Here is a 12,144-nt window from a genome sequence, read left to right on the forward strand (position 1 = left end):
CCAGTAATAACCAGGACCATCCAGATTGATCCTCGCCCGACCCTTCGAATGATTCAGCAACCAGATGAACTTCTTATCCCCATTGCTCGGCAACAAACAAGCATGGGTGTTCTTGTCATCATTGATGATCGTCAACTCCAGATCACCACCATGCGGCAACACCAGAATCGCCGGATCCCAAGCGATCTCATCCTCCCGAATCCGGATGGTCGCCTCCATCGTGCCATCAGCCCGCTCGCTGGCCCGCACGATGTTGCCGGTACCCAGCACACGACCAATCGCCGCACTGTTCTGCGCATCCAACCCGAGCTCACTCAGAAGGTCTTCACGTTCCTGAGTCGTAGTCATCGGACCTCACCTCCTCATTTCGAATCCACGTCCGGATCGCTCGTACAGGTCTGGGCCGCTGGCGAATGGGTGCACCTGCAGTTCGCAGGCACAGCGCTCCCACCGCTCCACACCTCCGCAGACACTCCTTCTCACCGAGGAGAGCAACGACAGGCGTGCGAACACACCGGTTTCACCGGCGCCTCCCTCGGTGATCTCACAGAAAGGGGACGAGATCAGCTGCAATGACCGAAAACTGCGCGCTGATGCGCTGTTCCCTCCCACAGGCACGTCCTGGCGCGGCGACAGCGTTTCGATTCTTCGTCCGCCAGTTCCGAATTCCGGCCAATTAACCTGTGATACTCCGGAATTTTACTGGGATGGGAACCGCCCCGGAAGGGTTAACCGCTAACTCGGCCAGCTGCACCGCTCGCACTGAATCACCTACCGCCCAACCGCATCACCCTCCCGAACACCGGAGGATCGACCGGCCGATCCGCCCGACCTGGACTGTCAGAGCGCGCAAAGCACCTGCAAACAGCGATCTCCAAGGGGCTATCGACCTCGATCAGGCCTGTCTCGCACGCCCGGGAACGGCACACCGCATCCGCGGTGATGGGATTTCCGCGCTGCACGGGCAATCACTGCACGTGCGTCCCAGATTGCGTTCGCGGACAGCACCTTCGAACCGCCCTGAACCCGTCCCGCGCGGCGTCGGACAACGGCCGGACACCAAGGCGAATCTCGATGCGCGCCGAGACATCCTCACCGGGGTCGTCTCGGACTGGACAGATCGAAGGTTTTCGTGGTCTCTTCCCAGACCCCGCTCCCGTTGGACGAAACTGCTCAGCGGATGTCGAACCGGTCCAGGTTCATGACCTTGTCCCACGCGGCCACGAATCGGCGCACGAAGTCTTCCTGCTCGGCCGCGTAGTGCTCGGCCAGCGCGCGCAGCTCGGAGTGCGAGCCGAAGACGAGGTCGACCCTGCTCGCGGTCCACCGAGGTTCGCCGGTCGCGCGATCGCGCCCCTCGAAGGAGTTGGGAAATGCGCGCTTCGGCGACATGGCCACCCATTCGGTGCGCATGTCGAGGAGGTTGACGAAGAAGTCGTTGGTCAGCCTCCCGGGCGTCTCGGTGAGCACGCCGAGCCGAGTCCGCCCGCGATTGGCGTTCAGCACGCGCAGTCCTCCGACGAGCGCGGTCATCTCCGGAGCGCTCAGCGTCAGCTGGTTCGCCCGGTCGACAAGCAGGTACTCCGCGGGCAACCGGGCGCCCGCTCCGAGGTGGTTGCGAAACCCGTCCGCGCGAGGTTCGAGCGCGGCGAACGACTCCACGTCGGTCCACTCCTGGGTGGCATCCGTGCGTCCCGGGGTGAACGGCACCCGAACGTCGTGGCCGGCCAGCACCGCGGCGCGCTCCACCGCGGCGCAGCCGCCGAGCACGATCAGGTCGGCCAGTGACACCCGTTTTCCCCCGTCCTGATCGGTGTTGAAGCGCTCCTGGACGCGTTCCAGCTCGGCGATCACAGGCGCGGTCAGGTCGGGGTCGTTGGCGTCCCAGTCGCACTGGGGCTGGAGCCGGATGCGGGCACCGTTGGCACCGCCGCGCTTGTCGCTGTCGCGGTAGGTCGACGCCGCGGCCCAGGCGGTGAACACCAGCTGCGACACCGTCAAGCCGGAGGTGAGGAGGCGTTGTTTGAGGTCGGCGATGTCGGCGTCGTCGATCAGCTCGTGGGCGAGTTCCGGGACCGGGTCCTGCCAGATCATCCGCTCGTCGGGCACCAGCGGGCCGAGGTAGCGCTGGATCGGGCCCATGTCGATGTGAGTGAGCTTGAACCACGCGTGCGCGAAGGCATCGGCCAGTTCGTCCGGGCGTGCCAGGAAACGGCGGGCGATCCGCTCGTAGCCGGGATCTTCCTGCAGGGCGAGGTCGGTGGTGAGCATCGTCGGGGTGTGGGACTTGAACGGGTCGTGCGCGTCGGGGACCGTGCCATGCCCTTGGCCTTCGCGCGGCACCCACTGCCACAGCCCGGCGGGGCTGAGCTCCACGTCCCACTCGTAGGCGAACAGGGTTTCCAGGAATCCGTTGTCCCACTGGGTCGGATTCGGCGTCCAGATCCCCTCCAGGCCGCTGGAGATCGCATCGGCGCCCTTGCCGCTGCCGTAGGCGTTCCGCCAACCCAGGCCCTGTTCCTCCAGCGATGCGCTCTCAGGATCAGCGCCGAGGCTGCGAGTGACGTCGGCGGCGCCGTGAGTCTTGCCGAAGGTGTGGCCGCCGACGATGAGCGCGACGGTCTCCTCGTCGTTCATCCCCATGCGCCCGAACGTGGCCCGGATGTCGCGGGCCGAGGTGATCGGGTCGGGCAGCGTCGCCGGGCCCTGCGGGTCGACGTAGATCAGGCCCATCTCGTCGGCGGCGAGGGGCTCTTCCAAATCGCGCACCCCCGTGTGCCGCTCGTCGCCGAGCCAGGTGCGTTCCGGCCCCCAGTAGACGTCGGCGTCCGGCTCCCACACGTCGATTCGGCCGCCGCCGAAGCCCAGAGTGCGAAAACCCATCGACTCCAGCGCCCGGTTGCCGGCGAACACCATCAGATCCGCCCACGAGATGCTGCGGCCGTACTTCTGCTTGACCGGCCACAGCAGCCTGCGCGCCTTGTCCAGGTTGCGGTTGTCCGGCCAGCTGTTGGTCGGCGCGAACCGCTGCATCCCCGAAGCCGCTCCACCCCGGCCGTCGCCGACGCGGTACGTCCCGGCGCAATGCCACGCCATCCGCAGCACCAGCGGACCGTAATGCCCGAAATCCGCCGGCCACCACTCCTGCGACGTCGTCAGCACCCGATCCACGTCCCGCGCCAGCACGTCGAGATCGAGCTCGGCGAACTCGGCGGCGTAGTCGAAATCCGCGCCCAACGGGTTGGCCGCCGGATGATGCTTGGCCAGGATCTCCAGGTTCAGCCGGTGCGGCCACCAGTCACGGCTGTCCCCGCCCGCGACCGGGCGGTTCCGACTGCGCACCGCCTCCCGTTGCACGCTCTGGTCGTAGTTCCTGATGATCGCCACGGCATCCGGATTCTCCGGCACGGAAGCTCCTCCCGATGTCTTCCGGCGCCCTCAGATGCCCAGTGCCCGGCGCACCGCAGGAGCGTTGCGCCGGGACACCGACACCATCGTGTTCGCCTCGTTGTCCATCACCAGGGCCAATTCACCCTTGAAACCGCGCTCGACCTCCCGGATGCGGCTGAGGTTCACCACGAACTGGCGGTGCACCCGGAGGAAACCGCTTCCGCCCAGCTCCCTTTCGAGCTTGTCGAGCGCAGGCCAGGTCGCCCGCAAGCGGCCCTGGTCGGTCGACAGCCACACGTCGTTGCCCTCCGACTTGGCGAAGGCGATCTCCGGCAGTCGCAGCAGCACCATCCGGTTCTCCCGCATCGCCACGATCCGGGACGCCTGGCCCTGGTCATGTGAACCACCGCCGCCTTCCATCCGCGGCAGCTGCTCACCCTCGTGAACCCCGAACGAGATCAGGTTGCCGACCAGGTGACCGGACAGGAAGACGGGCCGGAAGGTGATCGGCGTCGGCTCATCGGCGAGGTGGGTGAAGATCTGCGTCGAGCCGACCCAAGCGGGATTGCACGAGGCCTGCTTGGCGGCATAGCGAGAGGCGCGGATCAGACCCGGCAGCCCCCGGGGTTCCCACCTCATCGCGGGATCAGGTGCCGGCGTCGAGCTCGGGACGCCGAGCAGCACGCTCGCCGCATCGTCGGCGATCACCACACGGCCTGCGGGATCCACCGCGGCCAGCCCCAGGCTCGACCGCGACCTGGCCTGGTTGTAGGCCGCGACCAGCTCGGCGCCGGCGTCCCGAGCGCGCCGTCGCAACATGAACTGCGTCCTGCTGGCGGCGTTGCTCAGCCACGCACCCACGGGAGCGGGCAGCTCGCTGCGCCAGCAGGAGATGTTGAGCACCGCGACCGGTTCCTTGGTCACCACGTCCCGCACGGCCACACCCGCGCAGGTCCAGTCGTGGAACGCCTCGCACCAGTGCTCGGCACCCCGGATCACCACCGGCGCGTGCGTCTCCAGCGCCGTGCCCATGCCGTTGGTGCCGGTGGCACCCTCCGACCAGCAGAACCACGGCGCCAGGTTGGCCTTGGCGGCGAAGGAGCGCGTGGCCTTGTCTCCCCATTCGGCCAAGACCCGACCACTGGCATCGGCAACGGTCACGACGCCACCGATCTTGCTCACGTCGTCCACCACGGAGGCTGCGCGGAAGCCGAGTTCGGCGAACACGACGCCGTGCTCGAGCGTGTGGTCGACATCCGTCGCGGCCTCCGGCGCTTCGGTCAGGTGCGGGTCGACGCGGTACTGATCCCGGCAGCGGTGCCAGGAGAGCGCCACCTCGGGCCGCACACCTCGGATGTCGTCCTCGCCCTGCACGAAGCGCTCCCACGCCCCGTACACCGTCGCCTTGCCCGCGTTGCGGGTCGGCGACTCGAGCCGGTGAATGTCTGCCATGTAAGACCGCCTTTGGTCTCCTACCAATCCGGAACGAATGCCGGCATGGGAAACGCTCATGTCGTTGTGCGCACGGGCCCCGAATCGCTGCCCAGGTTTCGAACACGGACCGCTGGCCCACTCGGACGTTCCACGAGAACTGAGCGGCGAACGCCAAATCCGCGGCATTCCGCGCTTCAGTTTTCATGACATCGTGGCGAAAGCTACGTGGTCTCGGATTTGCTCTGCAAGGAGCGCGCGACGACCGCTGGCGAACGGCGCACGAACGGCGACCACGCGACAACCAGCGGTGGTCTGAGTCACCCGCAAAGCCGGTGGGCGGCGAGACCGCCGACCGGGATCGGCCTGAGCCGCCAACCCCCCGCGGCGGTCTCCGGACCGAGCGCTGCTGGTCAGCGACGAGCCATCCGTGCTGATCACCCGTTGACCGCCCGCTCCGATTAAGCCGAGAGCAAGGTCGGAAACGTCGATCTCCGACGCCCCTCCGGAGGGGACGTGACCTCGGAGACGAGTGCGGACTTCGCTCTGGTGACGCCGAGAACCGCACCCCGATACCGCCGATGCGAATTTCAGGGAATCGGCTTCCAGAAACGAATACCGATCATGGCGCACAGGACAGGTAAGAGCGGACTTGTCCCTCCTGCGACGCGGTTCCCGAGCACCGAATCAGAACTCGCCAACAACCACGGCCCTTCGCTGAACCGACTTCCGGAATAACCGCCGGTTCGCAACGCCGCCCTACATGCCCACCGTCGATCGGCACACGTCTCGGTCACCACGACCACCTAGATCAATGTGCGGGCCGCACGTTCGAGGCTGAACGAGATGCCCGGTCGCTTCGAGCACCGACATCCACAGGTCGCCGTCCGGATCGACCTGGTTGCGATGGCTGGTGATCAACGGCATGGGCACGTGCACGAAGCGCCGTCTCCAGCGCACGACGGCCGTTTCGGTGCGACCGGCCATGGCCGCGTGCACCGCTGCATGGGCCAAGCGCAGGCAGTAGACGCTGTCATAAGCGTTCGCGGTGACGCTGCGAATGGCGTAGCTCGGATCGATGTAGCGGATGGTGGGAGCGAGGCCGACTTCGGTGAGGTGAGCGGCGATGCTCTCCCGGAGCAGCGCCCCGATGTCCCCCAGCTTGGCGTTGCCGGAGGCATCGGTCGCGTCTTCGAGCAGGCCACGCTCGGCGAGCAGGTCCTGGCCCGCCCCCTCGGCGGCGACGATCACCACGAAGCCCTTGGCGCGCACGTGCTGCTCGACGCGGGCCAGCAGGCCATCCGGCCCTTCGAGGACGAAGGGCACTTCCGGGATGAGGACGATGTCCGCGGCGTTGCGGGCCAGCGAGGCGTAGCAGGCGATGAACCCGGAATGCCGGCCCATCAGCTTCACGATGCCGATCCCGTCAGGACTGGCCGCAGCCTCGACGGAGACCGAGGAGATGAAGTTGGCCGCCTGCGCGAACGCGCTCTGGAACCCGAAGGACTGGTCGGTGTAGGGCAGGTCGTTGTCGATCGTCTTGGGGACCCCGATGACCGCGATGTCCAGACCGCGCGCCCGGATCGCCGCGGCCAGGCGCGTCGCGGCGCGCATGCCCCCGTCACCACCGATGACGAAGAGAACGTTGATGCCTCGCAGGACGAGGCTGTCGACCATTTCGTCGGCGTCCTGCGCACCGCGTGAACTGCCCAGGATGGTGCCGCCTGCGTTGTGGATGTCGCGGACTCGGTCGGGCGTGAGCTCGATGGTGTCGTTGCAGCGTTCGGCGGTCATTCCGCGGAATCCGTTGCGAAAGCCCAGGATGCGCTTGACCTCGTAGTGCACGGTGAGTTCTTGGACCAGGCCGCGGATCACGTCGTTGAGGCCCGGGCACAGCCCACCGGCGGTGACGATGCCCGCCGTGACGCGAGCCGGGTCGAAGTAGATCTTGCGGCGCGGCCCGGCGGCTTCGAAGCTCGGAAGCCGGGCCGGCGGGAGGTTGTGCTCGGCGAGCATGGACACGGTGTCTTCGAGAAGAACCCGGTCGCCTTCCGCGACGTAGTGCGGAGAGGTCTGCTTGGCGGCGAGTATCTCGGAGAACGGTGAGTCGTAGTGACACTCACCGAGGTGGCGAACGCGCAGGTCGTCCAGGTGCAATGTCACCGGATCTCCTCAAACGTGATGGCCGTGATGGCCGGCGGGATGAGTGCTGTGGACGGTCAAGACCGCCCACGAGGCCGCCGTCCGCAGGACGCGGCCGGCCCACTGCGGGACGTGGGATCAGCTGGGAACGCTGACCGTCCCCGGAATGGACCCGAAGGTGGTGTGCGCTACGCGGCGCACCTGACGCCTGGAGATCAGGAGGGACTCCGCGAGGACCGCGCCGTCGGATTCCCGAGGCCGGCTCAGCAGTGATCCATTGGTGACGCCGGTCGCGGCGAAGAAGGCGTCGCCGCTGACGAGTTCGTCGCAGGTGTAGATGCGGTCGAGGTCCATGCCGGCCGCGCGGATCGCGTCGGCCTCCTCCGCGCGTTGGGGAGCGAGGCGACCGAGCATGTCACCTCCTAGCCCGCGGACCGCTGCGGCGGTCATCACGCCTTCGGGCGTGCCACCGACCCCGAGGAGGAGGTCGGCGTCGCCGGTCGGCAGGAGCACCTCGAGGCTTCCCCCGACGTCGCCTTCGGCGGGGGTGTGCACCGCGGCGCCGGCACGGAGCACCCGCGCGATCAGGTCCTGATGCCGCGGCTTGTCCATGATGACCACGCGCAGCTCCCCCACCTTCTTCCCGAGGGCGCTCGCGACGTTGGCCAGTGTGCGCTCGGGGGAGTCGGCGAGGTCGGCGACGCCCTTCGCACGGGGCGGGACCACGATCTTGTCCATGTAGAACCCCGGACCGGGAGACCACAAGGTCCCGGACTCGGCGAAGGCGATGGTGGCCATCGCACCCGGGAGGTTCTTCGCGCAGAACGAGGTTCCCTCTAGCGGGTCCACTGCGATGTCGAAGTCCGGGCCGAGACCGTTGCCCACGGATTCACCGTTGTACAACATCGGGGCCTCGTCCTTCTCCCCTTCCCCGATGACGACCGTTCCCCGCCCCGGGGCGTCGGCCAACACCGCGCGCATGGCCTCGGTGGCCACGCCGTCGGCGGCCTTCTTGTCCTGCCTGCCGACCCAGGCCTGGCTGGCCAACGCGGCCTTGTGCGTGGCCGCCAGCGCGACCGATTCCAGCGTGTGGATATCGGTGCGAGTTCGCGGTGCGAGCTCAGTTCGGCGCTGCATCTCGGGCTCCTCGAATTGTCTGTTGCCTCAATTGCGGCAGAGGGATCACGGAGTTGACGAGCCCTGCGATCAGCACAGGATGGCCCGCACACGCCCACGCGCGATGTCGAATCGGATCGATGAATTCCTCGCGGTTCCCCGCGCGCTGCTCACTCAAGATTCGCGTGGAGGCGCCACAAGTCGCGGGCCTGAATTCCGCTGGTTCGCCACAACGCGTGGAACAGGGCGTCGGTGAGCAGCAGAACGGACTGCTCGAACAGGCTCCCCGCGTACTGATCGGAGGATTTCCCGTCGAAATCCTGCTTGTCCGCGGCTGGGATCACCAGCACCTCGGTCGCGGCCTTGGCCAACGCGGAGTCGGCGGCGGTGGTCAGCGCCACCACGTTCGCACCTTGCTTGCGCGCGGTCTCGGCGGCCCGCACCACGCGCGACGTGGAGCCGGACCCCGATGCCGCCACCAAGACGTCGCCCGAACCGATCGCAGGTGCTGTCGTCGCGCCCACGACGTGCGCGGACAGCCCGAGGTGCATGAAGCGCATCGCCGCCATCTGCAGGGCGAGTCCGCTCCGCCCGGTGCCCACGGTGAACACCGCCGGCGCCTTGAGCAACATCGCTCCGGCCCGTGCCCACGCCGCCGGTTGGATGCCCTTGCAGACCCGGTCCACCTCGGTGCTGATGGCCAACGTCGCGTAGTTGAAAAGGGGAGGATTCAGCTTCTCGCCCACGTTCTGATCAGCAGTGCCCGTGTCCGTCATTTGCGACACTCTCCACTCGTCGGTCGGATCTTCTCATCAGTTCAGCGCGCGACCGCTGAGTCGCGGCCGCACAGGGCAGAGGTCAATTGCTGGACGTTCGCCGAGGAGATCGGCTGCGCGAGCCGATCGTTCCTCGGATCCGCGGCTTTTCGCCGCAGCACGAATGAATTCTGGTTCAAGAGACTGCACGGATCTGTACGTCTACGTCAACGTCGCCGTCACGAACAGGTACCCGGGTCGTACGAACGGTTTTGAAACCTGCTCAAACGGAACTGAGGGAATATCCCTCCGCGAAAACGATTCCCTACCGCCGATCCACCACCGGAGCGCACGCCACCGGCGGCGCTTCCCCGGGCGTGGAAAGCGGCGGCCCCGGGCCGGCTTGAGGGGATGCCCGGCCCGGAGTCGCCGCCGTCTTGTGCCGCACCTCAGCCACGGGCCCGGGTGCGGATGGGATGCTGCGCCTGCGGCCCTACCGCTGGTCGCGCGGGTGCGGCCTCGGGATGAGCTCGCCGACCGGGGCGACCTCGTTCTCGTTGACCGCGCGGATGGCCTCGTCGACGAGCCCGCGATCCGGCGAGAGGTGGCAGATCGGGTCGGTGCGCGAAGCGTCACCGGTCATCTGGAAGGCCTGGCAACGGCACCCGCCGAAGTCCTCGTCCCGGCGCACGCAGCTGCGGCACAACTCCGGCATCCAATCGACACCGCGGAAAGCGTTGAACAGCGGCGATTCCCGCCAGATCCAGGCCAGCGAGTGCTCGCGCACGCTCGCGCGCGGCAGCGGCAGCGACTGCGCGGTCGGGCACGGCAACGCGTCCCCGTTGGGCGCGACCGTGAGCTGCCGCTGCGCCCACCCGCCCATGCACGCCTTGGGGTACTTGCTGTAGTAGTCCGGCAGCACGTGGATGATCTCCATGCGCTGCAGGCGTTCCCGCTGTTCGCGCACGATCCGCTCGGATCGTTCCAGCTGCGCGCGGCTGGGCAGCAGGGCGTCCCGATTGCGCCAGGCCCAGCCGTAGTACTGGGTGTTGGCCAGCTCGACCCGGTCCGCGTCGAGCTGCTCCGCCAGTTCGAGGATCTCGCCGATCCGATCGATGTTCTGGCGGTGCAGCACCACGTTCAACGTCAGCGGCCAGCCCAGTTCCTTGACCATCCGCGCCGCCTCGGCCTTGCGCGCGAACGACGCCGTGCCTGCGATGCGGTCGGAACTGGCCGGTTCGTCGGCCTGCACGCTGATCTGCACGTGGTCCAACCCGGCCGCGCGGAGGTCTTCGGCGCGACGGCGCGACAGACCGAGAGCGCTGGTGATCAGGTTCGTGTACATCCCGAGATCGCTGCCGAAGCGCACGATCTCGACGATGTCGCGCCGCTGCAGCGGTTCCCCGCCGGACAGGTGCAGCTGCAGCACGCCCAACGCGCGCGCCTCGCCGATCACCCGCTTCCAGTCCTCCGTGGACAGCTCGCCGCGGTAGTCGGCGAGGTTGAGCGGGTTCGAGCAGTACGCGCAATGCAGCGGGCACGCGTAGGTCAGCTCCGCCAGCAGGCCGAACGGGCTGGGCATCGTGCTCGCGGAATCAGTGCCGGTCATCATCGATCTCCACGCATCGCTTGGCGGCGAGGCGACCGAGGAATTCCCGCACCTCACCGGGATTGGCCCCGGCGAAACGATCCTGCAGCTCAGAGACGATTCCGCTGACGTCCCGCCGTCCGTCGCAGAGCTGCAGGATCGCCGCGCCGGTCGGATTCAGCACCCGCACGGACTCGGGACCCAGCAGCACGAGCTGCCCGCGCACCTCGTCGAAGGTCAGCCGCAGAGCGGCCGCCAAGCGCGGGCGCGCCGAGTCCGGCAACCGGGCCGGTTCAGCCGGGGTGGGCTTGGTCGATGTCATCGAGCATGCTCCAGAAGACGTCGCACGTGAAGGACAGGGCAGCGACCGCGCTCTCGCGCTGATCGGCCGAGCGACGCCGCTCGGTCACCAGTTGCAGCGCGTGCTCGGAGTCGCGCGGCCTGCTCCGGTTGCGGTCAGACCGTCGCTGTCGACCCGGGTGCAGTACCGCTCGAACGCGGCGAGGCGCTCACTCATCAGGTCCGGCGCGGTTGGTGTTGTTCAGATGCACCTAGATCTTTCGCTCCGCGGGCAGGTCGGCGAGCCGTTCCGAGCGTCCGCCGGGGCCGCGATCTCCTGCGCTCCGGTCAGGAACGCAGCCTGCGGTCCCGACCACTGCAGGGGCGCCGTGGACACCGGATGCCCGGTGTCCACGGTCACGCTCGAACCCGCCCATCGGCGGGAGGGCTCACTCCTCGACCTGGGCGACGTACATCGTCACCTCAGCCGCGCACCCGATTTCCTCGAACCGGGGCGATTCCCACTGCGGGGTTCCGGACTCCATTGACCACACCTCCTTTCGAGACTCGACGGCAAGGTTCTGGCTGACCCCCAGGTGGTTCACCACGGCCAGCGCCCAGGCTGAACCAGCAACGCCCGGAGACGCTGCCGAAAGCCGCAGCACTCCCGCGAGGCCGATCTGTTGCTTCCCAACAATCGGGCCGTGCGAGAAGAGCTGTGCTGACACGTCTCTGCAGGAGTTCAGAAGTTCGAAGCGTCTCGTGCGCTCTTCAACGGATGCAGAATCGGCCGCTCAACCGGAATCGCAGTCCGGCCACCCGGACATTTCGCGGTTAGTGCCGGAAGCATCATACGTTGGCGTCCACCCGGATCGCAACATCATTCTTCGCATTCCATCAAATGGCCATTTGGGAGTTTCTCCCGACCGTTTGTGCCGCAATGGCATCCGTTCGTTCCGCACTGGTTGACTAGACGTACAGATCCGTGCAGTGTCACAGGCCGTTGCCCGCTCTGGCTCCGAGAAGAATGCGGAACCGAGGAAGGGTGGCTCCCGAAGGAATCAACGAACGGTACCCGTCGAGCGACGTTGTGATCTGCTAACCATTCCGTCGGAATCCGAGAGCACCAAGGCGACTCCGGCCGGTTTCGATGCTCGCCGCGTTGTGGATCTCGACGCAGGTCATCCGTGCCCCATTACCGGAATCCGCCGAGCACCACGAATTGAGGAGATTGCCGTGAAGCTGCAGGTAGCACTGGACGTCGCCACCCTCGAAGACGCGCTGACCCTGGCCCGCCAGACCGCCGAGCACGTGGACATCCTCGAACTGGGCACACCGCTGATCAAGTCCGAGGGGCTCGACGCGATCAAGGCGATCAAGGCCGCGCACCCGGACAAGCTGGTCTTCGCCGACATGAAGACCGCCGATGCCGGTGAGCTGGAG

General features: G+C 67.2%; 10 protein-coding genes. 1 reads left to right on the forward strand and 9 read right to left on the reverse strand.

Translation table 11 applies throughout. From position 1 onward, the window contains the following. From AB0J91_RS32540 to pqqA, 9 genes are all read right to left on the reverse strand, one after another. Positions 1 to 348 (reverse strand): MSMEG_3727 family PQQ-associated protein (locus AB0J91_RS32540; protein WP_363876762.1); only part of this gene is annotated, 348 nt, incomplete at its 3' end. Positions 349 to 1,173: 825 nt separating this feature from the next. Beyond that, a complete protein-coding gene (gene katG / locus AB0J91_RS32545; protein WP_363876780.1) occupies positions 1,174 to 3,357 on the reverse strand; it encodes a catalase/peroxidase HPI in 2,184 nt (727 codons plus the stop codon). Positions 3,358 to 3,438: 81 nt separating this feature from the next. After that, positions 3,439 to 4,842: a LytTR family transcriptional regulator DNA-binding domain-containing protein gene (locus tag AB0J91_RS32550; protein ID WP_363876765.1), complete on the reverse strand. Its 1,404-nt coding sequence runs from the start codon at positions 4,840 to 4,842 to the stop codon at positions 3,439 to 3,441. A gap of 738 nt (positions 4,843 to 5,580) precedes the next feature. Then, positions 5,581 to 6,984: an ATP-dependent 6-phosphofructokinase gene (locus AB0J91_RS32555; RefSeq protein ID WP_363876768.1), complete on the reverse strand. Its 1,404-nt coding sequence runs from the start codon at positions 6,982 to 6,984 to the stop codon at positions 5,581 to 5,583. 117 nt (positions 6,985 to 7,101) lie between these two features. After that, positions 7,102 to 8,100: a class II fructose-bisphosphatase gene (gene glpX / locus AB0J91_RS32560; protein ID WP_363876771.1), complete on the reverse strand. Its 999-nt coding sequence runs from the start codon at positions 8,098 to 8,100 to the stop codon at positions 7,102 to 7,104. A gap of 149 nt (positions 8,101 to 8,249) precedes the next feature. Beyond that, entirely contained in the window at positions 8,250 to 8,855 is a 606-nt protein-coding gene (gene hxlB, locus AB0J91_RS32565) for a 6-phospho-3-hexuloisomerase (protein ID WP_363796020.1), read from the reverse strand. A 472-nt stretch (positions 8,856 to 9,327) separates the two neighbouring features. After that, the gene (gene pqqE, locus AB0J91_RS32570) at positions 9,328 to 10,416 is read right to left on the reverse strand and encodes a pyrroloquinoline quinone biosynthesis protein PqqE (RefSeq protein WP_363876783.1); all 1,089 of its coding nucleotides are present in this window, start codon (positions 10,414 to 10,416) and stop codon (positions 9,328 to 9,330) included. Between the two features lie 13 nt (positions 10,417 to 10,429). After that, positions 10,430 to 10,744, reverse strand: coding sequence for a pyrroloquinoline quinone biosynthesis peptide chaperone PqqD (gene pqqD, locus AB0J91_RS32575; RefSeq protein ID WP_363876774.1), 315 nt, complete (start codon positions 10,742 to 10,744; stop codon positions 10,430 to 10,432). A gap of 406 nt (positions 10,745 to 11,150) precedes the next feature. Continuing rightward, positions 11,151 to 11,246 (reverse strand): pyrroloquinoline quinone precursor peptide PqqA, encoded by a 96-nt coding sequence (pqqA, locus tag AB0J91_RS32580; RefSeq protein WP_363796024.1) that lies wholly within the window; start codon positions 11,244 to 11,246, stop codon positions 11,151 to 11,153. 691 nt (positions 11,247 to 11,937) lie between these two features. On the opposite strand from pqqA, the gene AB0J91_RS32585 reads away from it, so the two are divergent. After that, on the forward strand, positions 11,938 to 12,144 hold a 207-nt coding region (locus AB0J91_RS32585; RefSeq protein WP_363876777.1), incomplete at its 3' end, for an orotidine 5'-phosphate decarboxylase / HUMPS family protein.

It is taken from the genome of Saccharopolyspora sp. NPDC049357, from assembly GCF_040677225.1.
GTDB lineage: Bacteria > Actinomycetota > Actinomycetes > Mycobacteriales > Pseudonocardiaceae > Saccharopolyspora.